The 23249-nt window shown below is 25.5% G+C and carries 21 protein-coding genes; 5 read left to right on the top strand and 16 right to left on the bottom strand.

From position 1 onward, the window contains the following. Positions 1–902 precede the first annotated feature (902 nt). The 4 genes from LPC13_RS00470 to LPC13_RS00455 all read right to left on the bottom strand — a co-directional run bounded on the left by LPC13_RS00470 (position 903) and on the right by LPC13_RS00455 (position 5809). Entirely contained in the window at positions 903–1646 is a 744-nt protein-coding gene (locus tag LPC13_RS00470) for an OTU domain-containing protein (protein ID WP_234088461.1), read from the bottom strand. Beyond that, entirely contained in the window at positions 1636–2487 is an 852-nt protein-coding gene (locus LPC13_RS00465) for a hypothetical protein (protein WP_005213651.1), read from the bottom strand. Before LPC13_RS00465 ends, LPC13_RS00470 begins: the two co-directional genes overlap by 11 nt. Before the next feature lies 1 nt (position 2488). Next, positions 2489–4441 (bottom strand): hypothetical protein, encoded by a 1953-nt coding sequence (locus LPC13_RS00460; protein ID WP_005213653.1) that lies wholly within the window; start codon positions 4439–4441, stop codon positions 2489–2491. Between the two features lie 942 nt (positions 4442–5383). After that, entirely contained in the window at positions 5384–5809 is a 426-nt protein-coding gene (locus LPC13_RS00455; protein WP_005213659.1) for a hypothetical protein, read from the bottom strand. Positions 5810–6229: 420 nt separating this feature from the next. Between LPC13_RS00455 and LPC13_RS00450 the strand changes: the two genes are divergently transcribed. Continuing rightward, positions 6230–7921 (top strand): zinc-ribbon domain-containing protein, encoded by a 1692-nt coding sequence (locus tag LPC13_RS00450; protein WP_005213661.1) that lies wholly within the window; start codon positions 6230–6232, stop codon positions 7919–7921. A gap of 127 nt (positions 7922–8048) precedes the next feature. On the opposite strand, the gene LPC13_RS00445 is transcribed toward LPC13_RS00450, so the two are convergent. Then, the gene (locus tag LPC13_RS00445) at positions 8049–8765 is read right to left on the bottom strand and encodes a hypothetical protein (RefSeq protein ID WP_005213663.1); all 717 of its coding nucleotides are present in this window, start codon (positions 8763–8765) and stop codon (positions 8049–8051) included. After that, positions 8758–9228: a hypothetical protein gene (locus LPC13_RS00440; RefSeq protein ID WP_051040683.1), complete on the bottom strand. Its 471-nt coding sequence runs from the start codon at positions 9226–9228 to the stop codon at positions 8758–8760. The genes LPC13_RS00445 and LPC13_RS00440 overlap by 8 nt, the downstream gene beginning before the upstream one ends. Before the next feature lie 358 nt (positions 9229–9586). Here LPC13_RS00440 and LPC13_RS00435 point away from each other — a divergent pair, with 358 nt between their 5' ends. After that, positions 9587–10027 carry an Hsp20/alpha crystallin family protein gene (locus LPC13_RS00435; protein ID WP_234088460.1) on the top strand — a complete coding sequence of 147 codons (441 nt, stop codon included), beginning with the start codon at positions 9587–9589 and terminating at the stop codon, positions 10025–10027. Positions 10028–10165: 138 nt separating this feature from the next. Here the strand turns inward: LPC13_RS00435 and LPC13_RS00430 are convergent, their stop codons facing one another. Together LPC13_RS00430 and LPC13_RS00425 are read right to left on the bottom strand one after the other, a co-directional pair. Then, complete coding sequence (locus LPC13_RS00430; RefSeq protein ID WP_234088459.1) at positions 10166–10816, bottom strand: CAP domain-containing protein; 651 nt, start codon at positions 10814–10816, stop codon at positions 10166–10168. A 1037-nt stretch (positions 10817–11853) separates the two neighbouring features. After that, complete coding sequence (locus tag LPC13_RS00425) at positions 11854–12417, bottom strand: sugar O-acetyltransferase (RefSeq protein ID WP_040419992.1); 564 nt, start codon at positions 12415–12417, stop codon at positions 11854–11856. Between the two features lie 196 nt (positions 12418–12613). Here LPC13_RS00425 and LPC13_RS00420 point away from each other — a divergent pair, with 196 nt between their 5' ends. Further along, the gene (locus LPC13_RS00420) at positions 12614–13504 is read left to right on the top strand and encodes a LysR family transcriptional regulator (protein ID WP_005215273.1); all 891 of its coding nucleotides are present in this window, start codon (positions 12614–12616) and stop codon (positions 13502–13504) included. Positions 13505–13678: 174 nt separating this feature from the next. Here LPC13_RS00420 and LPC13_RS00415 read toward each other — a convergent pair whose 3' ends face one another. Continuing rightward, complete coding sequence (locus LPC13_RS00415) at positions 13679–14218, bottom strand: hypothetical protein (RefSeq protein WP_005215266.1); 540 nt, start codon at positions 14216–14218, stop codon at positions 13679–13681. 284 nt (positions 14219–14502) lie between these two features. Here LPC13_RS00415 and LPC13_RS00410 point away from each other — a divergent pair, with 284 nt between their 5' ends. Beyond that, positions 14503–15075: a GNAT family N-acetyltransferase gene (locus LPC13_RS00410; RefSeq protein WP_005215264.1), complete on the top strand. Its 573-nt coding sequence runs from the start codon at positions 14503–14505 to the stop codon at positions 15073–15075. A 36-nt stretch (positions 15076–15111) separates the two neighbouring features. On the opposite strand, the gene LPC13_RS00405 is transcribed toward LPC13_RS00410, so the two are convergent. Then, positions 15112–15510: a hypothetical protein gene (locus tag LPC13_RS00405; protein ID WP_005215263.1), complete on the bottom strand. Its 399-nt coding sequence runs from the start codon at positions 15508–15510 to the stop codon at positions 15112–15114. Beyond that, positions 15500–16438: a ParA family protein gene (locus tag LPC13_RS00400; protein ID WP_005215262.1), complete on the bottom strand. Its 939-nt coding sequence runs from the start codon at positions 16436–16438 to the stop codon at positions 15500–15502. The genes LPC13_RS00405 and LPC13_RS00400 overlap by 11 nt, the downstream gene beginning before the upstream one ends. A gap of 419 nt (positions 16439–16857) precedes the next feature. Between LPC13_RS00400 and LPC13_RS00395 the strand changes: the two genes are divergently transcribed. Then, entirely contained in the window at positions 16858–17298 is a 441-nt protein-coding gene (locus tag LPC13_RS00395; RefSeq protein WP_234088458.1) for an Hsp20/alpha crystallin family protein, read from the top strand. Between the two features lie 104 nt (positions 17299–17402). On the opposite strand, the gene LPC13_RS00390 is transcribed toward LPC13_RS00395, so the two are convergent. The 5 genes from LPC13_RS00390 to LPC13_RS00370 all read right to left on the bottom strand — a co-directional run bounded on the left by LPC13_RS00390 (position 17403) and on the right by LPC13_RS00370 (position 23081). Next, on the bottom strand, positions 17403–17600 hold the full coding sequence (locus tag LPC13_RS00390; RefSeq protein WP_040419691.1) for a cysteine-rich CWC family protein: 198 nt from the start codon (positions 17598–17600) through the stop codon (positions 17403–17405). Between the two features lie 63 nt (positions 17601–17663). Beyond that, positions 17664–18836: a YibE/F family protein gene (locus LPC13_RS00385; protein WP_005214096.1), complete on the bottom strand. Its 1173-nt coding sequence runs from the start codon at positions 18834–18836 to the stop codon at positions 17664–17666. Between the two features lie 71 nt (positions 18837–18907). Beyond that, a complete protein-coding gene (locus tag LPC13_RS00380; protein WP_040419693.1) occupies positions 18908–19537 on the bottom strand; it encodes a hypothetical protein in 630 nt (209 codons plus the stop codon). Positions 19538–19733: 196 nt separating this feature from the next. Continuing rightward, the gene (locus tag LPC13_RS00375) at positions 19734–22085 is read right to left on the bottom strand and encodes a metallophosphoesterase (RefSeq protein WP_005214099.1); all 2352 of its coding nucleotides are present in this window, start codon (positions 22083–22085) and stop codon (positions 19734–19736) included. 174 nt (positions 22086–22259) lie between these two features. Further along, positions 22260–23081 carry a ParA family protein gene (locus LPC13_RS00370; protein WP_005214101.1) on the bottom strand — a complete coding sequence of 274 codons (822 nt, stop codon included), beginning with the start codon at positions 23079–23081 and terminating at the stop codon, positions 22260–22262. Positions 23082–23249 lie beyond the last annotated feature (168 nt).

Here is a 23249-nt window from a genome sequence, read left to right as displayed (position 1 = left end):
AAAAAGCTCTACTTTAAAAGTAGAGCTTAAACCACTAATTATATTACATAAAATTCTATTATTATGATATTTAGCATCTAAATTTTAAATTTAAAATACTATTAGTATTTATTTTATCATGAGTTCCCATTTACACCATTCTAAGATTATATATTTGCTTAATTGAGTCAAATAAATAATTTAACTTATCTTTATCTCTTGGAATCACTTAATAATCTTCATTATCCTAATGTCCTATTTTAGAAACATCTCTCACTAATTTTTTGTGATCATTAATACTTCCCCATTTACAATTAAACCATCTTTTAATTTGCTTTTTTATAGGATATATATCTACTATATTTTTATTATTTAGTCTAAACTCACTATACAACTCTGTACACTTAATACCTATGTTACCATCTAAACTAAGATATATTCCTTAATTTCATTATATAGTTCTTTTAGTTCTTCTAGAGTATTATTTTTATATACCCTGATTTCTTTATTTACTAATTTAACTAACTCACTCGTAGTTTCTATTATTAACAAATTCAGCACTTCTTGAAGCCTTTATATGATTAAATCTTACTGTATTATTACTAAAGTTCTTAACTTCTCATAATTCAAATGATAAATCTCTAAAATTTATTGATTCTTTTTGGTAATTGTTGAATTTAGGTCATATAAATATTACCCTAGGTTGTGACTAAGCTATATCCTCTCTTTTTAAAGTATTGTTGTAATTTTCATTATACTTAAATATACACTCTGATTTATTGTTTACAAGCAAAGATAATGTTACTCCTTTATTCTAATAGTGAACAATATAATTTTTTTATAACATAAATAGTTTCTAGACATAAGTACTCTCTCCACCTTATTCTATGCTAATAATTTATATCTATATAAAATTATATTTTTTAATTTATATCATAATAATAACTCAAATACTCCAAAAACGGTTTCTTCAAAGCTTCTTTATCCATCATAGGAGACATTATTACTGGATAACTTTTATTAAATTCAAATATAACAAATCTCCCCACCCGTGGATCTTTTCCTAACTCAGGTCTTCCCTTTATTTTAGACTTTAATATATCAGATAAACCTAACTCATAAGTAATATCTAATATATTCAATAAAAACTTATCATTTCTAAAAATATCATATTTAATAATGTAGTTATATAAATCAAGATTATCAATTATATATTCATAATATTTCTCTCTTTCTTCCTTTTTAGTAATATTATCGTTTATATACTGTGCTCCTAACACACATTTATATATATAATTTTCCCAATCAAAATCTCTTATTACTATATTATTAAATTTACTTCTACTATCTTTTATCTCAGGATAATTCTCTAATAAATAGTCTCTTTTATAAACACAAAGTAAAGAATGCCAAAATATCTCTTCAAAATGAACATCCCTATCTGTATTTAAATAACTTTTTGAAATAACATCAAATGCTTCAAAGAATAATTTTTTCTTTTCTTCCTCATTTCTCGTACCCATATAAACTGGAAAATCTGGTATTTCATCTATATGTACAATTTCTCCCGAAAAATAATCATCATTATTTCTTATTTGATCTTCTAAAAAATCTTTATAAAATTGATCATTCTTTTTATATCCCTTTTTTAATAATCTAATTTCCATCAGAATATAATCTCCTTACTGCTGACGAATATTTTTCTATAACTTTATCTGATATAGAATAAATAACTTCATCCATATTATCTATATTTAACTCCCTAATTTTTTTCTTTTTCATAAGATTATATAATTTAAAATCTAAGCTATCTTCTGGAATCTCCATATCATCTATATCTACACTTTCATTATCTTCCCCATTATTTACAATAAACCTATACATTGCTTTTTGAAGGCCCATATATACATACGGATTATTAAATGCACTGCTATTAGACATACTAGAAAACTGTAATTCTTCATTTTTATAATTAATAATAATTGTTTCACTTCCAATTTCAATTTTTATATCAGACTTTAAATTTGGATTAACCTTCTTTTCAAACAACTCTAATGGTTTAGCAATACTTCCATCGAACATTGGGCAATTTGAAAATCCTAACATTGAATTTTTAGGTACAATTATTTCATCCTTAAATTCGTTATAGAAAGAACTTAAATCATCATTATCACTAAAGCTTATATCTTCTTTAGATTGAATAAATAATTGTATTGTGGTTCTTTTACTTAAGGATATTCTTGATTTTGAAATACGCTTAACCTTTTCTCCTAAATCTAAATTAAAAAATTTATTATCCTTAGATTTAATTACTAATATCAATATAGCTTGTCCATTTTCTAATAATCTTGTTATAAATGTAGATGTTATATCATAATTTATTTCTAAAATATAATCATTAGTATTTTCTTCAAGATTAACTTCTAATGTAAAGCTGCAATTTTCATAACTATTGGAGCTATTTGTTAGTATTGGATATGGAAAGTTAGCATCTTTTTTATAAATCATATTACACCTCCACATAGTACATAAACTTTAATGCTTTATTATAATTATCTTTAAGCTTCAATTCTATTTGTACATTTCCTTTAACTATCTTTACATCTTTAATTAAATTGTTATCTATCTTACATTTTGCCTCTGTAGCTTTATCAATAATGTGTTCATAATTATTTTTCAAATTAAACTCATTAGCATATTCTTCACCCATACCATCAATAACAGCTAATGCAATATCACATACCTTTGCATTTTTTATCTCAGGACTATCTGTAAAATCAAATTTTATATATTCTTTATCTCTTATAATTAGCCTTTTTACTCTATCAGGATAAGTATTATATCTTGTTAGCTTTTCTATACTAGTTTCTTCATCATCTTGTTTTTCCTGTTCCTCTATTTTAGGCTTTTTAACTTTTTTAACTGGCTTCTTCTTCTCTTTCTTTTTATCTTTATCATTCTTATCTTTAGGTTCTTTCTTTTTAGGTAGATCTTGATTGACTTTAACTATAGTTTTTTCTTTATCACCTTTATTTATTTTTACTGTTCCTAATGATTCTGAAAGCTCTTGCTTAAACTGATTTTCAACTATATATAATATTTCTTTAGTATCCATAACTCCATCTGTTGGATTACTCTTCTTTATCTCAGCTTCAATTATCTTTTTCATTTCCTTTGAAATATTATTTATAAATCTTTTAGCATTTTTTTGTAGCTCTTGATCTTTTATATGTTCACATGAAAGTTCTGTATGTGATTCATTTTCAAGTGATTTTAAAAATGCATCTTCAGCAATTGATTCTGGTATTAAAATAGCATTAAAAGGCTTATTCACATTCCCTGTAATTTTTTTATCTTCTATTTTCATACCTATAGTTCTTATAATAGCCATACGCCCTTTTGTAATTGCTTCATTATAATTAAAATATAATTTAAAACAATATTCCTTATTCATATCTTTAATTTTAATTACACTTGGTTTATTATTCATATATGTATTTAAATATAAAGGAGTAAATTCATCCTTTATTTCTGATATCTCTTGAATATAGTAATTCTTATCAGTTATATACTTTTTAATAGTTTTTCTATTTATAGTCTTATCATTTACTATTACTTCTAATTTATTTTCAAGTATGGCAATAAAGAAACTATCGCATACACTTTTAATAATGTCTTTTTCACTATTAAATTGTTTCCTTAAGAAAGGAATAATAATTTTTAAACCTCTAGTATTTTTTTCAAATACTTCATTAAATGTATTTTCGTAAGGATAAAATCTTTCTTCATTATTTTCTATCTTTTTTATATCGGTAAAATATCCTGTAGAACGATAATATTTTTCTTTATACTTATGTTCTATAAGTTGAACTGTTCCCCCTAAGTGCTTATTCCCTTGATCATCACAGTTTGCAAAATACATCATATGTAACTCTGATGCAGCATTAGAAGCTATCTTACCTATACCATGAGATCCGCCTCTAGCTTTTTCTAATGAAGTATCCTCTTCTTCCGAATGGACCCCTTTATTATATGCATATATTCCCCATGTATCTTTAGGATCATAACTTTGTCCATTCTTAGCGCCTGTTAATCCTTTTGTATTAAAATCCTCAAAAGAAATAAAATCTATTTCTTCTGCATTCATTTTATTTTGCATATGCTCTATAGTTTCTTTAGTATAATTATTTCGTCCTATTAAACATGAAATTCTATCTTTTATATCTTCAAGTCCAGGTATGTCATTTTTATTAACTTTACCAGTCTTTATAGTTACTATTACCGGATTACTTTCTCCTGGTACCTTTCCATCTAATGAATTTTGTATATTTTCTCTTACAAGTCCTGATATTCCCAAATCATAAAATCTTTCTAATACTTTGTTAAAAGTTGATTCCTCTATTCCCGGAATAACAGAAAATTTCCAAAGATTTCTGATATTGTTTTCAAATATATTTATCATATCGTTTATTCCTTTTCTTTAATTTATATTCTTTCACTTTCCAAATACTTTTCATTAATGTATTTAAAATAAATCATTGGTTTATTTACACTATTTGTTCTATTTAAATTATATAATAAAATTATTTATTCTTATGTCGAATAATGCCCTTATATTTATGGTATATTATGGTTGTAATTAAAATTTACTACAAATATTCTTGTGTTTTATTTTATCTTTATTACATTCTTTAATTTTATTAAATAAATAAAAAAATCTTAAAAATATTCTCTAACTTTTTTACTTTACTCTAATCTTAAAGTAAAAATATTGATTAAGCTTATAGCACTATTAGTATCTTCATTGTGAATTACTTTGAATTTCTTATCATCAATTTCATTAAATATTGCTTTATTTGTATATTTATCCTACTATTGATTAAAATAAGTTCTAATATGAATTTATGGAGACACTATGAAATCAATTATTAACCCTAATCTTTATCATGGTAAAAATAAAAAAACTAACTTCTTTGAAAGCTGGTATTTTAAAATTGTTTCTAAAGATAAAAAAAATACCTTTGCCATAATTCTGGAATTTCAATAGGAAATTCTCAAAATAATAGACATAGTTTCATTCAAATTCTAGATGATATAAATAAATTTTTTAACTATTGTAAGTTTTCATTTACAGACTTTTCATATTCTAATGCTCGATTTTTTATTTCTATTAACAATAATATTTTTTCTTTAAATCATCTTGTATTAAATATTAATTTTGATAACACTTCATTATCTGGCAAATTGAACTTTAGTAATCTCTATTATTGGCAAGATTATTTAATTAACCCTGGAATCATGGGCTTTTATAATTATTTAAACTTTATGGAATGTTATAGCCAGGTTTGTGCATTAGATGGTGGTATTTATGGTTATTTAAAATTAAACAATAAAGAAATAGACTTTACTGATGGAAAGATGGTATAGTATATCCATAGAAGTAATCTTCTTTAAATTCTAATGAACAGCTTCCCATTCCATATACAATAGAATTATAGATTTGATAAATAATTTCCCTTTCTCCATTACTCTTTAATTTACATATAGATAAATTAGCCTTATTAGAACCAACAGCTTCTAAGTCTTGAAAATATATATTATCATCATAACAATAAACCTCTAATATCATATAACTATCTATTGTATTATTTTCTTTTTCAAAATCATATTTATAAACTATTTCAGCTTTATCAAAACATGAGATATCTTCATCCATAACCTTTGAAGTATCTTCAGTGAGCTTTTTTAAAGGTATTTTATAAATAGCGTTTTTGTATTCAAAATTATTATCTCCAGCAGCAAAATATAGATTTTTGCCATAAGTAATCATTATTCCTTGTTTACTTCCCTTATCTACATCCTTAGAATTAAATATGTCAATTGATACTCCTGATTCTGATTTTGATTTAGAATCATAATATGATGAAGTCTTTCCTGCTCATCCTGTTATCATAAAAGCTGCTATTAAATAAAATATAAAAGTTGTTATCATAAGCTTCACTTTTTTATTTTGGGAATACATACTCATTCTCCTCATTTTTTTATACTAATTAATATGTATTCATTTTAGTATTGTTTCAATACTTATATTCTTTAATAATAAAAATATTTAGCTATGTTTAAAGAATGTTTATTTTAAAACATAAACAAATGCTTAAATTAAATATAAATTACTAATAATTACATTACTATAATTTCTATAAACTATGATATAATTTCGATAATATTAAAGTATAATAGGTGAACTTATATGGATAAATTTAAATATATAGGGGAAGGTGCTGCCCTAAAAAGAGCACAAAACTGGTACAAAAACTTTCTTTGCATCTTAGCTGAAAATAATGCTTATTTAATCAGTGATTATTATGGTTCAAAGGAAGAAGTAATAATACATTATAAAGAGGCAGATATAAAAACCTCTCCTCAAGTTTTTATTAATCATTATCTTCCTTCAACAAAATCTTTTGAAGAAATTTGTGAAGATAATGGAGATAAATTTATTAAATATGTTAATTGTAATGATTCACAATTAGCAGCACTAATTAAAGTTCCTAATGGTGAAATAACCATGACTAAAAATAGTTATATGAAATTTATTAAAAGCAGAAGTACTTTCTTTACCTTTCTTTCTGAAAACAATGCAATATTAAAGAGCCCATACTTAGGCTTTAATATTCCTTCAGTAATATATTATAAAGACAAGCATTTTAATATGGATTTTCCATCATTCAAAAGAGCTGTAAAATCTACAATTAGTTTTGAAGAAAAATGTTTAAAAAATGGTGATTTATTTATTAAATATAAAGATATAAATGATGGTGCTTCTATAGCATTAATTAAAAATAACACTAATGATATTTTAGAAATGAGTAGTAGAGCTTATGATTTATTTATTTCTGGTAGAAACTCCTTTTTTAAAGCATTAAATAAAGTTAATGCAATATTATTAGGATCATATTTAGGAACACATATTAAAACTACAATTAAATATAAAGGAGCAATAATTGATACAACTCCTCATAATTTTATATCCCAAACTATTGTTAATACTAATATGCTACAAAAAGCTTGTGAAAAAAATGGAGATAAATTTATTAAATATACATATAAAAAAGATGGAGTTATGCTTTTTTTATTAGAAACCTTTGATGGTGGATTTGTTGAGTTATCTAGTAATAATTATGGTCAATTTATTAAAGCACGATCTGACTTTTTTAATATTATTAAAAGAAATGGACATATTTGCACTTCCCCTTACTTAGGAAGTAATGAAGATATTGAAATTGATTTTTGTTGTGGACATGCTCCTAGTACCAAGAAACCTATAAATTACAAAATTTATGATACATATGGTTGTATTTCTTGCTATTATGATAATATCTCAAAAGATACTAGAATTAATAAATTAAATGACAAAAATATTCTTACTAATACTTTTCCACATTTACTTAATGAATGGTCTGATAAAAATATAGAACCTCCTTCTAATTATTCTTATGCTAGTAAGGAAAAGATATTTTGGAAATGTACTAATGGTCATAAAGATTTTCTTCAAAGTATTACTGCTAGAACTTTACAAGAGCAAGGCTATCCTAAGTGCTCTCAATCAAAGGGTGAAAAAATAATATGCTCTTATCTAGATAGTATTGCTTTAGATTACTCTGTTCAACTTACTTTAGAAAATAATAAGAAATATGATATTTTTGTTGGAGCTTATAATTTAATAATAGAAGTTCATGGTCTTCAACATTATGAAGAGGTAGATTATTTTTCTAATAGATCTTTAATAGAAGAAAAAGAAAATGACTTAAATAAAGAAATTTATGCTAAGAAAAAAGGATATAATTATATAATAGTTGATTATAGAGAACATAAACCTAGCCTAGCTTTATCTCGATTTAAAGCTCAATTTTCTTCTTTTATAGATAACTATACTAAGTAAATTTAATTAAAGAGTAGGCAGAACTTTTTTGTATAAAACTGCCACTCCTTAAATTCTTATCTAAAATTTTTAATAGATACTATATTATTATTTATATAAACTCAATATATTTTAGGAAAATTATCAACTAACTATTTACAATCCTTTTATATTCATCATACCAGTCAATATTCCATCCATTTTTAAAACATAAACTATACAATTGATCTTCATCATTAATACACTGACTAGTTATTAAGTTATGGGTTTCCTTATTAACTATAAAGCCATTCCATATACACTCCGAAAACTCTGGATACATCGAAACACTTCTTATGTGTGAAAACTCCGCTAGTTTCTTATCTAATTTCCTATTAGTAAGCTCATCTTTTACTATTTTAAACCTATTAATTCTCTGCTTCTTAAGTTTCTTTATATTCTTTTCCTGCAACTCTTTTGCTTTAGTCTGTAAAACCTTAATATCATTAGATTCATTTATTTCTTCTAAAATACTAAAAATAAGCTTTAAATATTCATTTTTAGGATTTGCTTCTATTCTTTTAGCTATTATTGAAACAAGACTTGACCATATAACGTAAGTTTTACTATTATAGTTAGCTTTATACTTACTGTTAATTCCCTCCAAAATATACGCTGCATCACTCTTAGTTTTGACTCTTATTATTGTGTGAAGTTTACTACAATCAAACCATATAAAACCTTTATTATCTACAATTCCACTACCAATGGCATTATATATTTTCTTAACAGTAATTTTATCTAATTCTTCTGCCTTCTTAGGAATTTTATATTTTATGTCTTTTATATAAGATTTAATAACTACTAATTCTTTATTTTTATTCATGATTTACCATCTTGTTATAAATGCTTGTTAATTCCGCCATAGCTTCTGCTGATTTTTCTGATTTACAAACATCTGGATGAATATTTCTCGCTATATTCATATACCATTCTCTTGCTGCATTTTTATTTACATATAGTGATTTATATATTTTTAGCTGTTTCATTCTTTCTTCTCCATCCAACTCTAACAAACAAAAAATATACTTATCAGCTTGACTTTTAAAGTAATTTAAATTATTTTCACTAGATTGTACATCATTATCATTAAATACATTAATTATTTTCTTTAATGCTACTATTTTATCATATTGCCCTTTCCAACTATTACTTCCCATCTTTATAAAACCATCTAATTTTTTTCTTCCAGTTAATTTTTTTATATCTTTATTAATTTCCATTTTAACAGTTCTTAAATTTCCTATTTGCTTTAATTCTTCAATACTGTTTGCTTCATACCACTTCATTTTAATCATACTCCTATACTATATTTGCTTAATACAATATATATTAAGTACTAATATTAAATATAAGAATTTATTTTTAAATATCCTAAATTTAATTATTGCTTTCCAAAACTAATTAAATTTATTTGAAATTAATTATCATCAAAACTCTTCCTTTTATTTTCTCATTCTTACTCCACTATTCTCACTTATACAAATTTGACCTTCTTTGACTTTAATTTTATAATGTACTTGTACAAAGAGATAAGAGAAGTAATTAAAGATAATAAATAAACTTCTCAAAGCGAAAATTCAATTAAGCTTATTAAAAACTACTTTTGAAATTTCAAAAAAATATGATTAAAAAGGAGGTCTTTGTATGTTCGGTTTAGTACCTTTTAAATTTAATAATGGAGAAAACAGTAGAGGATTAACTATCAATGACATGTTCAATGATTTCTTTAGTGATGATATGTTATCAGAATTTAAGTCTGGTGGAAGTTTCAAAACTGATATAAAAGAAACACCTGAAGAATATATTGTTCATGCTGAATTACCAGGTGTTAAAAAAGAAGATATAAATATTGATTATAATAACAATTATTTAACTATTTCTGCTACTAGAAATAATGATCATGAAGAAAAGAAAGATAATTACATTAGACGTGAAAGAAGTTATGGATCAGTTTCTAGAGGATTCTATATTACTAATGTTGATAAGAATTCAATTAAAGCTAAATTTGATAATGGTGTTTTAAATATTGAGTTACCTAAGAAGGAATTAACTGCAAGTGATAGCAATAAAATCTTAATTGAATAGCTTAAGTTTAATTAATCCAGAAAGGAGGTAATTCTAACGGATCAAAAACAAAGTAGCTGCAAAAAATAATTTTTGCAGCTACTTTTTTAATTATTTATATATTATACAATTATCTAACATAAATAAAATCTATTATTTTTATTTATAAAACTCTTGAGTTGCATATACTTTATTTCCTATTTTATATACGCCAACTCCCATACTTGAGAAGTTAGTTGATAAAATATTGGCTTTATGACCTGATGAATTCATCCAGTTTGTCATAAATTGGTTTGCTAATGCTGTTGGGTCTGTAATTCCCCCTATATATGCAATATTTTCTCCCCAAGCCTTATATGTTACTCCATCAGCTTTCATCTTTGTAGTTATATAATTACCATTTAAATCAGTATGACTGAAGTAATTATTATCTCCCATATCTTGAGACTTAATTCTAGCATACTTTTCCATAGTTGTATTATATGTTAATGGTGCAACTCCTGCTTTAGTTCTTTCTTCATTTACTTTATTAAATATAGCTTGTTCAACTTGTGCCATAAATTTATCACTTATAACAGTGCTATCACCTTGTTGAGTACTGTTGCTAGTATTTCCTCCACTTGATGATGTGTTACCATTTGTAGATGGTTTGTTTTGAGTATTATTACTTATATGTCCATGATATTTATGATTAGAAGATATACTTCCTCTTCTAGAATTTGAACTATTATCAATAGTTGCTGCGTGAGCTTGTACTCCTCCTATAAATATACTTCCTAATAATACTAATGAAATTATCTTTGATTTCATTTCCATTCCTCCTATAATTTGAGCTAATAATATTTAGCCCATTTTTAGTCGTCTTGTACTTTTACATCTATAACAACTTGTCCACCTAATAGTAACATGAGATTATAAAATTTATAATAGTGGAGTACTAGCAAATATATATTATTTATCCCTTATAAGATTAATTTATTATTTGTGGATAAATATTAATTATAATCCATATTTTAAAAGTATTTATTAGGAATCTATCGATTTTATTCATAGTGAAATTTTCATATTATTATAAACTTACACATTCTAATAAATCTCTTAACCTTCCCCCTTGTTATATATACTAAATTATTTAATTTAATATATAAATAAATATAATATATATTTTTATATTATTTATATATATATTATTTATATATATTATTTATATTATATATTGCTTAAAGTGGTATCATCAGTGATACTAGTATCATTTTTGACACCACTACTGGTGTCATTTTTGCTACCACTAGTAGTATCACCAGCGATACCAGTATCATTTTTGACACCACTACCAGTGTCATTTATGATACCACTAGTAGTATCACCAGCGATACTAGTATCATTTTTGACACCACTACTAGTGTCATTTTTGCTACCACTAGTAGTATCACCAGCGATACCAGTATCATTTTTGACACTACTACTAGTGTCATTTTTGCTACCACTAGTAGTATCACCAGCGATACTAGTATCATTTTTGACACTACTATACTAATGTCACTTCAGAGCTTCTTATATATTTTTTAGGGCATTATTATTAAACATCTAAACCTAAAATTTATTTAGATGTCTCACAAACTTAATAAATGACATGTGCTATCTATAAATCATAGTATATCTTATATAATTCTTCCCCAATTTGTTTAAGTAAAATTTCTTCCTTAGCTTTTTTAATACATCTCTGCCTGTTCTTTTCATTAGTTATTCTTAGCACATTTAAATTATACAAAATAAATGTTGCAAAAATATTAAATAAATCACGTTTAAAATATTTATTTTGTTAAATTTTTTAACATAATTAATTACTAACATTCCTTAACAAACTTTGCTGGCACTCCAGCAACTACTGTATTTTCAGGTACATTCTTTGTTACTACTGACCCTGCTCCAATAACTGCTCCATCCCCTATTGTAACTCCTGGTATAATAGTTGCATTTGATCCTATCCATACGTTTTTTCCAATGACTATAGGCTTAGGTATCATATTGCTTCTTTTTTCTGGATTCATATCATGATTAAGTGTTGCTAATACTACATTGTGTCCAATTAGTGTTCCATCTCCTATAGTTATTCCCCCTTGATCTTGAAATTTACAACCTGAATTAATAAATACATTTTTTCCTACATTAATATTCTTTCCACAGTCGGTATAAAACGGAGGAAATAATCCAAAACTACTATCTACTGGTTTTCCAATAATCTCAGAAAATATATCTCTAATTTCTTCTGGTGTATGATAACTATTATTTAATTTCATAGTTAGTTTTAATGCTTCTTGAGATAATATATGCATATATTGATGAATCTCCGATCCACCCTCTATTACTTTTCCACTATTTAAATATTCTATATAATTTTCTAAATTCATAACTTCTACTCCCTTATTTTCAATGCATTTTATCATTTCATATTTTCTATATTGATATTTTCTTAGCTCATAATCTTATTATATTATTGAGTTTTATAAATATCTAATTGTTATATTGAATACATTCCTATAGTTTACAGGAATGCTTGAAGCTATTATACTTAAAGTAATTTTTAAATAGAAATGAGGATTATAAATGGAATTGAGAGTTTTGAAATATTTTCTTGCAGTTGCTAGAGAAGAAAATATCTCAGCAGCTGCTGATAGCTTACATGTTACACAACCTACTCTTTCTAAACAGTTAAAAGAGCTAGAAGAAGAATTAGGAAAACAGTTATTTATCCGTGGTAATCGTAAAATTACTCTTACAGAAGAAGGAGTATTCTTACGCAAACGTGCTGAAGAAATAATTGATTTAACTGAAAAAACTAAGGATCAATTAAAGAAATCTGATAATATGCTTAGTGGAGATATCTATATAGGTGGAGGTGAAACAGATGCTATGCGCATTATTGCAAAAGTAGTAAGACGTATGAATTCAGAATATCCACTAATTAAATTCCATTTATATAGTGGTAATGCTAATGATGTTACTGAACGTCTTGATAAAGGCCTTTTAGATTTTGGCATACTTATAGAGCCAGCAGATATGAAAAAATATGATTTTTTAAAACTTCCTGCTACTGATACTTGGGGAGTTCTTATGAGAAAGGATACTCCTTTAACTGAGTTAAATACCGTAAAGCCTGAAGATTTATTAAATGTTCCATTGTTATGTTCTAGTCAGACTCTTGTGAATAATGAACTATCGGGATGGGCTGGTATTAATTTTGATAAATTAAATATAGTTACTACCTATAATTTGATTTATAATGCTTCTATTATGGTACAGGAAGGTGTTGGTTATGCACTTTGCTTAGATAAGCTTATAAATACTAGTGATAATAGCAATTTAATATTTAAACCTTTAGAGCCTGAATTAAAGGTAAATCTTGATATTGTTTGGAAAAAACATCAGGTGTTTTCTAAAGCAGCTAAGCTATTTTTAAGCGAAATACAAAAAGAAATTAGAAATACTCTTCATTAAATAATATAAACAGATATGACATCACTCTAAGATGCTATATCTGTTTATTGTTAATATAAATTTTTATAAGAAATAATGCTATGAACAATACCAAATATAATCATAATTCCAGTTGCTATATAGTTACTCATCCACAAAGATGCAAAAATCACGTTTATTTTACTATCGCCTCATTTATTCTATATATCTAAACACTATATCCATATTACTTAGTTTCTTATTAACTCTAACCTTATACTTAAAATTCTTACTTTCTATAAATATTAAAGTCATAGTTTCCCATAACAATACTGTTCCACCTGAATTTAATAGTGATGTAAGCAAAGATTCACCTTTAGAATTTTTAATAACATACCAACAAGATAAAAGAATTGCCGCAGCAATTATATAATAGCAAATTCTTATTACACCCATAAAACTCAATTTCTTCTCTCTAGCTAAAAATTCTCTATAAGAATTTATTATACTAACCTTAGATACTTCCTCTTTACTTTTATCCTTAACTTCTGCTGGCATATTTACTTCTAATTCAACATAAATCTTTCTCAACTTATATGGTACTCTCAAAATATACTCTTGAATCCATCCATCTAAATCAGCATTAATACTTCGATCTTTAACGTCTCTATAGTCAAATTCCCTAAATAGCTCTTCATAAGAATCAACCTTAATTGGTATTGTACATTTAACTTTTTCTTTTAAATTATCACTCATAATTTTTACTCCTAACTATCATATCTCCCCCTTCTTACATTTTTTCTTATTAGTATCACTTTTTATACATTTTTTTATTTATAAAATTTCATTATTAAATTTTTTATTAAGTCTATATATTTATTTATTAAATAAACAGCATTTTACTATATATAGCAATTTTATTTAAACACTAAAAATTTATCTAATTTATATGTTAATATATAATAAGTTAGATAAATTTAAGACTTATATTAAAATATTGAAATATAATTTAATTGATAAAAAATTATAGGAGAATTTAAATGAACATTGATAATTTAAAAATACGTAATGCAAAAATAGATGATATAGAAAAAATATTAGAAATTGAACATAATTCCTTTGCTAAAAATATTTGTGAAGATAAGCAAGTATTTATTGATAGAATCGAAACTTTTAATGAAGGTTTCTTAGTTGCCGAATATGAAAATGAGATAATTGGATATATTTGTTCTGAAATATGGCCATATAATGAAAATATTAAAGAAAGTAGCTTTTTGTTAAATCATTCAATTAAAGAAAGCCATAAAGCTAATGGTAATGAATTATATATATCATCTTTTGCTATTTCACCTAAAGCAAGAAAATATGGTATAGGAAAAATACTATTTAACTACTTAATTGATAATGTAAATAAATTAGTTTCAAATCCTAAATCTCTTTTATTAGTAGTAGCTGAAAATTGGATAACAGCTAGAAATATATATCTTAAGAAAGGTTTTATTGAAATCTGTATATTAAAAGATTTTTTTGATTATGGTAATATTGAGCCATTTAAAGCTGATGGTATAGTAATGAGAAAATTATTAAATTATAATTATACCCATGAAAAATAAAAGCAGTCACAAAATTTGTAACTGCTTTTATAACACCTATCCAATAATACCTTTTCTAATTCCCTCAATCTTAAGTCTATTTCCTACACTTCCTTCAACAATCATTGCTATTATATTATCTTTCTTAGTCGCTTTAGCAATATTTATTCCTAAAGCTCCCGCTAAGTTTATGAGCTTTTCCTTATTTAACTTTAACTTTGTTATATATGCTTTAGCTTCTTCCCTATTATTAAATTCCTTTAATTTTTCAATTTCAATAGTCCAATCATACTCTGTTACTGCTTCTTTTACAGCCTTATTTCTATGTTTATCTGATACTAAAAATGTACTCGTTCCATTTATTAGCTTGTCCAAATCTTCTTCTGTTAACTTTCCTATATACTTTATGGCTAAGTCCATAGCCTTTAAAACTTTACTATCAATCTTACTTCTCATCGATCCTATCCTTAAACTCCTTAACAACACTTTCAATTTCATTTACAATATTTTTCTTTGTAGGATTATCTGCTTTCTTTGCTATTGCAGGAATTAAATCTGCCATATCCATAAATTGAGAATTGTTTCTAATACTACTTTCAAATAATACATTGTATTTACCATTTAATATTTTATTTTTATCTGATACTCTACTTCTAAAATTAGACTCAAACTTAGTAAGCTCTTCTCCTTTAGCTATAGTAACCATATTCCCAACTACTCCTAATAACTGTGGTTTTATATCATAGCCCTTAAAGTTAAAGAACTTTATATCTTCATTAGTTTCACTTACAAGCTTTTCTATATGAGTTAATAATGACTCTATTCCTAAAGTTGATAAATAGTCAAACTTAGTAGGTATAAAATAATAATCACTAGCTATTATTGCACTTTGTGTAATTAAATCAAAGCTTGGTTGACAATCAATAAATACAAATTCATAATCTTCTTCTATTTCTTCAAGTCCTCTTTTTAAGGTATATAAACAATCTAATTTATTTCTTGCTAAACTTCTTTTAATTACTCCTCTTAACTGTACTGCCATTTCTAAGCTTATATCAAACAAATCTAAATGTGATGAAATTAGTCCTATAGGATTATTAGGACAATATTTTTTATTTACAGGTAAATCTTTAATGATAAAACTATTTATATTAGTTTCTCTATTATTTAATTTATCATCAAACCAATTTTTAATTGTTCTTGTTTCGCTATATTTATCAGCCCACTGATCTACAGCTATAAATGAAAATGTTAAACTTCCTTGCGGATCTAAATCAATTAATAATACTTTTCGTCCTTCTTTAGCTAACTTGGCTGCAATATTTGCTACAAATGTTGTTTTTCCAACTCCTCCCTTATAATTTACAACTGAAATTACCTTCAACTAACTTCCCCCTAAAAACTCTTACACATTATATTTATATTATCCTCATATGTATAAATTCATATTAAATAAGGCTGTAAAACCTGTAATTTTATCATTAGTATTCAATAAATTAAATTACCTAATAAATAAATTATCTACTTTACCAAAATTTATTATTTTAGCTGAAAGTTTTAAAAATTTATTTGAAATTGCTTTTCACCAAAACTCTTTCTTTTATTTTCTCACTCTTACTCAACTATTCTCACTTATACAAATTTGACCTTCTTTGACTTTAATTTTATAATGTACTTGTACAAAGAGATAAGAGAAGTAATTAAAAGATAATAAATAAACTTCTCAAAGCGAAAATTCAATTAAGCTTATTAAAAACTACTTTTGAAATTTCAAAAAAATATGATTAAAAAGGAGGTCTTTGTATGTTCGGTTTAGTACCTTTTAAATTTAATAATGGAGAAAATAACAGAGGATTAACTATCAATGACATGTTCAATGATTTCTTTAGTGATGATATGTTATCAGAATTTAAGTCTGGTGGAAGTTTCAAAACTGATATAAAAGAAACACCTGAAGAATATATTGTTCATGCTGAATTACCAGGTGTTAAAAAAGAAGATATAAATATTGATTATAATAACAATTATTTAACTATTTCTGCTACTAGAAATAATGAATACGAAGAAAAGAAAGATAATTACATTAGACGTGAAAGAAGCTACGGATCAGTTTCTAGAGGATTCTATATTAGTAATGTTGATAAAAACTTAATTAAAGCTAAATTTGATAATGGAGTTTTAAATATTGAGTTACCTAAAAAAGAAATCTCTTCAAACAATAATAATAGGATTTTGATAGAATAACCCAATTAATTAATTCTTGTAGAAAGAAGGTGGTACCAAAGTTTCATCAAAAAAGCAGTTGCATATTTACTTTGCAACTGCTTTTTTTCTCCCAATAATAAGCTCTATTTATTTTCGTTATATTTTATTACACACTCTTTACAAATACATGCTTTCCCTTTTAAGTTTTCTGGTATTTGTTCTCTTAATTCTTTAGGAACTTTAATATTTTCACACCAACATCCTCCATGAGATAATCCTTTTTCATATGCACAATTATTAGGCTTTCCACAAAGAGGACAAATATTTTTATTAACTTCCATTATTACCACCATTCTTTCCTTTTTAAAACATTCTTGAGTTTTTTATATTATATCCTAATTTTTTTATTTATTAAACTGAAAAACTTTTCTTGAATTTACTACTGCCATTTTTGAAGAAGCAAATGCAGCTATTGGTATAGATAAAACAAGTGCAATTCCTCCCGCTAGCCCTTGAATAATCTCAATTACTATAACATCAATATTAATTAATTGCATATATGGTAGATTATACATAAAATAAATAACAACTATATTAATACTACTTCCTGTAAATGCTAATATTAATGTATTTGTCATTGTTCCCATTACATCTCTTCCAATGTTCATTCCTGATTTAAATAACTGTGAGCTAGTTAACTTATTATTTATTTCATTCATTTCAAATATAGAAGATGTTATAGACATAGTAGTATCCATTATTGCTCCTAATGAGGCAATAATTATTCCTGCAAATAAAAGTTCCTTTACTCTTAAAGAAGTATTTTGTGCAACAAATAATAAATCTTGAGCCTCATTTGTATTAAAACTTGAAATATTAGTTATAACCCCAAATAAATAAGCTAATACTCCTGCAATAGCAGTACATAAAATACAACTTAAACATGCAACTACTGTTTTCTTACTAAATCCATTAAGGGATAACATAGTAACTCCAGTTGATAATATTACTATAACTATTGATGCTATTATTGGATTAATACCCCTTATTATTAAAGGAATAAATAAAAATATTACACATACCATAGTAACTGCTAAAGAAAATATTGATTTTATTCCTTTTAATCCTCCTATAAATATTACAATAAGCATAAATATAAATACTAAAGTATAAATTGCAGTTTCTCTACTATAATTCACAATAACAGTTGTAATAAAATTATCATAACTTGAAATTATATATTTTGTTCCAACCTTTGCTGGTTTATTATCAACTCTACCTATAAAGTTATTTACAGAAACTATTTCATCTTTTCTTTCTCCACTTATAATCTTAAGCTCTAAGTTTTGTTTACCTATATTGATATACGGAAAATCTGGGTCTGGCTCTAGCTCTTCAGAAATTATGTTTATAACCTCTGCTTTTGCATATTCAATTCCTACAGGTCTATCTTCTGGTTTGTTATAACTTAAGGTTTTATTAAATATAATCAAAAATATAAAAAGCGATGCTATTGATATTATCCAAATTATGTTCTTCTTATTTATTTTAAAATTTTCTTTTTTTAATTTAACCATAAGTAAATTCCTCTTTACTATTAAATTTATTTAATTTCTCTTCTTTTTATATAATTATAGTTAATTTAAATTTAGCTAGTTATTTTAATAACTCCATCCTTAACATTTAATTTCCCATAGTTGTCCTTTGTAGATAAAGTAGTTTTATCACTATCACCATTTACAGTTGCAAAAACGGCCTCTTCAATTTCAATAATAAGTTTATCACTTGGAATAACAGAATCTTTAAGCTTAAATACTAATTGAAATGGTATATCTTTTTTATCAACTTCAAATCCACTCTTAACATACGCATTTTTTCCTGCAGTAGTATCTAAATACATAGCTTTTATTACTCCATCTTTATTTGCCACATCTTTATTAAAGGTCCATTGTGGAATTTTATAAGAAGGTACACCATCTCTCTCTGGATCATAGTCATTATATGTTTCCATTGTACCTATATTAATTCCAACAAACTCTAGCTTATTATTATTAAACTTTATTGATACACTTGCAGCAGGATATTCATTGTCAGGTAAACTACTTAATACTGCTGGTATAATAATTTCATCTTTATTAGTTACAGAAATTTTTTCATTAGGAACTTTTAATGTTAATGTAGGTGCTTTTGTATTATTAAAAATCACTATACATATTCCTAAAATTAATAATAAAATTCCTCCACCTATCCATAGTTTTTTACTTTCTTTTATCCTCATAAATTTATCCACTCCCTCTATTTATTTTCTCATCTATATGCATATAATACATTATTTGACTAACTGCTTCATTGAGGTTAATGTTAAATATAGGTAATAAAAATTTAACATTAATAACTAAAAAAGTATTACAAAATAGATACTTAAATCCTTTTGTAATACTTTCTTTTACATTGTTAAATTATTTACTTAAATATTATTTTGATAAAACTTTGAATTCTTTACCTGATACATAATTATCAACTATATCTATAGCATCTCTTGTATTAATTCTTCCATCAGCGCTTACATTTATAGTTATCATATTTTTATTATCTAAATTTGATTTTCTTAACCAAGTGCTTACTGCTAATAAAGCATCTTGTGCATCTATTCCATCATTATTAATATCACCAAATATTACTGATTCAGCTTGTTCTTTACCTTCTGTTAATGTATAGCCATTTATATTAGATAAACTTTCCAAAGTAGTCTCTTCTGATACTAATGCAACATAAGTTACCTTTCCTGTTTTGTCTGTAAATTCTGGACTATAGTAGAAAATATCTTCACCAAACTTAATATTTGTTGTATTTTCTACTAATGTAAATTCTGCTGCAACAGCCTTCATATTTTCAGGAATTACATCAACTCCTTCTGATACATAAAGCTCTCTTGCACTTACTTGTGCTAATTCTTTTTCTACAAAAGTAATAGTACTCTTAGCATTTTTAGTATTGTATTCTATATCAATATCATCTTCGCATCTTAATACTAAGTCAGACATCGTAATATAAGTTTTATCATCTTTAGATTTATCTTCTTTTAAAGCAACTGTTAATGTAACTGCATTTTTATCTCCTGCTGTATTATTAACAAAAATAGGTTCATCATCTAAGTTTGCAAGAGCAACACGTAATTTTCCATCAACAACATTATAATCCCAGTTATTTGCCTTAATAACCTTGTTATTTAACTGAACTTCTTTAACTTCTAAGTCTTCTGGAATATTGAATTCCATTTCTGCAGCTCGTATTACAGAGTCTGTTGGTAATTCATTAACTATAACTGGAACCTTAAATTCAACACCTGATTTACCTTCAACATTTTCAACATCTGACATACTAACTGTATAAGGACTTTCTTCTAAATCTCTAACAACAGTTAAAGTATCATATAAATATTTATCTGTTGTTATAGTATCTGTTGTAGTATCATACTTAAACATATATGTGTTTAGTGTAAATTCATTTTCAGAAACTTCTACTTCAACAATTACTTGTTCCTTCTTAACATCACTGCCTGTATCAGTTGAATTTACATCTAAAAATGAATATCCTGGTGCAAGTAAATCTCCATCCCCTACTGTATAATTCTTTTTAGAGTACCACTTTAATCCACCAGCATGTCCTCCAACCATATATAATGGTACATTATCTGGATCTTCTACTGATCCATCCTCATTTGTTATTACTTCTGCCTTATATCCATTTTCATCAACAAATCCTCTTGAGTAAACATGGTCATGTCCTTGCATAACTACATCAACATCTAATTCTGTAAATATTGGAGCCCAATATTTTCTTGCTTCTATTATATCTGAATCAGTAATGTGAGATGCACCTGTATATATTGATTTATGGAAACCAACAAATGTCCATTGCCCTCTTTCCTTTGCATCTTTAACTACTGATTCTAAATATTCTTTTTGTTCTAATCTTGCATCAGCATCATATCTTGCAGCTTCTAAATTTAACATTATAAATGTTGCTGGACCGTAATCATAAGAATATACTATATTACCTGCTTCTGCTGGTGCATTAATATGTCTAGTTAATGAATTGTTATCATGATTACCTTGTACTACAGAAACTAAATTATTTGCAAACATATCTTGTCCACCTGTAGGGAAAGCTCCATCATTATTAAATAACAACTCCCATTGAGTTTCACTTGTTGCCTTATCTGTTGTATCTCCTGCTAAGTATACAAAATCTAAATCTTCAATTTTATTTACTTCTGCCAATGTAGCTCCTAAAGCTTTTGCATTAGTTTCATTTGATACTTGAGTATCTGCAATATATGCAAATTTAATAGTTTCTTTACTTCCTATTGCAGGTGCAGTCTTAAATTTACCACTAAAAGTGCTTTCTCCTGTACCTACTGTATATTCATATTGTGTATTAGGTTCTAAATTATTTACTGATATTTTATGAAAATATTTATCCGCATTTCCTATTGAGTTTTCACCAAGTACAGTTATTTTTTCACTGTCACCAACTTTATTTAATACAACCTTAGTTTCTAAATCTGAATTTATTGTTGTATAAGTAAAATTAACTTCTGTTGATGGATTTTCGCCCATATGAACATTTACTTGCTTTGGCATTGAATTTTCTTTTTCATTAATTACTTCTTCAAAAACTTCATCTTCTTCCTGAGAAACTTCAATAATTGCTTCATTGTTTAAGTCTACATTTAATGCATATGCATTACTAATGCCACCTAACATTGTTACAGACATGGCCATAGCTATGGATAATGTTATAGTTTTATTTCTTTTAATCATAAATATTTTCCCCCTATAATCTATATGGTATATTTTGTTTACACAATAGATATTATTCTATCCACGTTAGAAATTTATTAAATAACTGTTAGTATTTGTTAAATATAGGTTTATTTTTTCTTTACATAAAAAATACCTCTTAGCTTTTTATCACTAAGAGGTATCTTTATATTATTAAATCTTTACTGCTTCTCTACTAACAATGCCTTTACTTTTTATATCATTTATATCAAATATATTATTACTTAAAATTTCATTTGTAACATCTCTATATTCCTTTGTACTTTTGCACTTTGGATCATATAAAGATATTGGTAGCCCATTTGTTTGACTTTTTACTATTATGCTACTTTGATGTATTTCTGTATCAAAAATCTTATATTGATAAGATGCCTTTATATCTTCTCTAAAGCTTTCACTTAACTTCGTTCTTGAATCTACTCTTGTTAATAAAATTCCTTCAACTTTTAATTTCTTATTAAATGTCTTTTGAATTATTTTTATTGTTTTTGATAAATTTATAAGTCCTTGCATATTAAATAAAGATGGTTCCATTGGTATTATTAAACTATCACTTGCAACTAATGCATTAATAGTAGTGATAGATTGACTCGGAGGACAATCTATTAATATAAAATCATAATCATCTTTTAAATTTTCTTCTTCTATTAATTTTCTTAATATTCTTTTACAATTTCTTATCTTTACTAAAGATAAATCAGCATTACTAACTGCTGAATTACTAGGAATTATATCTAATCCATCTAATGTTACACATTTTTTTATTGTTTTTCTTAAAGACTTTTTCCCCCTAAGGCAATTAAGTAATGAGTCATTATCTGGTTTAAATCCTATACTTGTTGTTAAATTTGCTTGATAATCATTGTCTATTACCAATACTTTATAACCTGAATTAACTAATTCTGCTGCTATGTTTACTACTGTTGTAGTTTTAGCACATCCTCCCTTTTGATTCCAAACACTAATAACTTTCATCTCTTTCTCCCCTAACCCTCATACCATTTTGTTTATTTTTTATTTTTTCTTACTATAGTTCCGTAATATACAATATTTTGGTGACTTAACTATATAGCACTTATATTATACCATATTTTAGGATTAATTGTAATATTTTTACATTAGAATTTTAAAAATTTCGTTTTG

Source organism: Clostridium celatum (assembly GCF_021412605.1).
In the GTDB taxonomy this organism is placed as follows: domain Bacteria; phylum Bacillota; class Clostridia; order Clostridiales; family Clostridiaceae; genus Clostridium; species Clostridium celatum.
The sequence above is the reverse complement of the archived record's forward strand: the minus strand, read 5'-3'. Positions and strand labels throughout refer to the sequence as shown.

Bases quoted from the DNA above. Each gene is read 5' to 3' on its own strand.
- LPC13_RS00470 (WP_234088461.1), bottom strand. From the start codon at position 1,646: ATGGAAATTAGATTATTAAAAAAGGGATATAAAAAGAATGATCAATTT.
- LPC13_RS00465 (WP_005213651.1), bottom strand. From the start codon at position 2,487: ATGATTTATAAAAAAGATGCTAACTTTCCATATCCAATACTAACAAAT.
- LPC13_RS00460 (WP_005213653.1), bottom strand. From the start codon at position 4,441: ATGATAAATATATTTGAAAACAATATCAGAAATCTTTGGAAATTTTCT.
- LPC13_RS00455 (WP_005213659.1), bottom strand. From the start codon at position 5,809: ATGATTACTTATGGCAAAAATCTATATTTTGCTGCTGGAGATAATAAT.
- LPC13_RS00450 (WP_005213661.1), top strand. From the start codon at position 6,230: ATGGATAAATTTAAATATATAGGGGAAGGTGCTGCCCTAAAAAGAGCA.
- LPC13_RS00445 (WP_005213663.1), bottom strand. From the start codon at position 8,765: ATGAATAAAAATAAAGAATTAGTAGTTATTAAATCTTATATAAAAGAC.
- LPC13_RS00440 (WP_051040683.1), bottom strand. From the start codon at position 9,228: ATGAAGTGGTATGAAGCAAACAGTATTGAAGAATTAAAGCAAATAGGA.
- LPC13_RS00435 (WP_234088460.1), top strand. From the start codon at position 9,587: ATGTTCGGTTTAGTACCTTTTAAATTTAATAATGGAGAAAACAGTAGA.
- LPC13_RS00430 (WP_234088459.1), bottom strand. From the start codon at position 10,816: ATGAAATCAAAGATAATTTCATTAGTATTATTAGGAAGTATATTTATA.
- LPC13_RS00425 (WP_040419992.1), bottom strand. From the start codon at position 12,417: ATGAATTTAGAAAATTATATAGAATATTTAAATAGTGGAAAAGTAATA.
- LPC13_RS00420 (WP_005215273.1), top strand. From the start codon at position 12,614: ATGGAATTGAGAGTTTTGAAATATTTTCTTGCAGTTGCTAGAGAAGAA.
- LPC13_RS00415 (WP_005215266.1), bottom strand. From the start codon at position 14,218: ATGAGTGATAATTTAAAAGAAAAAGTTAAATGTACAATACCAATTAAG.
- LPC13_RS00410 (WP_005215264.1), top strand. From the start codon at position 14,503: ATGAACATTGATAATTTAAAAATACGTAATGCAAAAATAGATGATATA.
- LPC13_RS00405 (WP_005215263.1), bottom strand. From the start codon at position 15,510: ATGAGAAGTAAGATTGATAGTAAAGTTTTAAAGGCTATGGACTTAGCC.
- LPC13_RS00395 (WP_234088458.1), top strand. From the start codon at position 16,858: ATGTTCGGTTTAGTACCTTTTAAATTTAATAATGGAGAAAATAACAGA.
- LPC13_RS00390 (WP_040419691.1), bottom strand. From the start codon at position 17,600: ATGGAAGTTAATAAAAATATTTGTCCTCTTTGTGGAAAGCCTAATAAT.
- LPC13_RS00385 (WP_005214096.1), bottom strand. From the start codon at position 18,836: ATGGTTAAATTAAAAAAAGAAAATTTTAAAATAAATAAGAAGAACATA.
- LPC13_RS00380 (WP_040419693.1), bottom strand. From the start codon at position 19,537: ATGAGGATAAAAGAAAGTAAAAAACTATGGATAGGTGGAGGAATTTTA.
- LPC13_RS00375 (WP_005214099.1), bottom strand. From the start codon at position 22,085: ATGATTAAAAGAAATAAAACTATAACATTATCCATAGCTATGGCCATG.
- LPC13_RS00370 (WP_005214101.1), bottom strand. From the start codon at position 23,081: ATGAAAGTTATTAGTGTTTGGAATCAAAAGGGAGGATGTGCTAAAACT.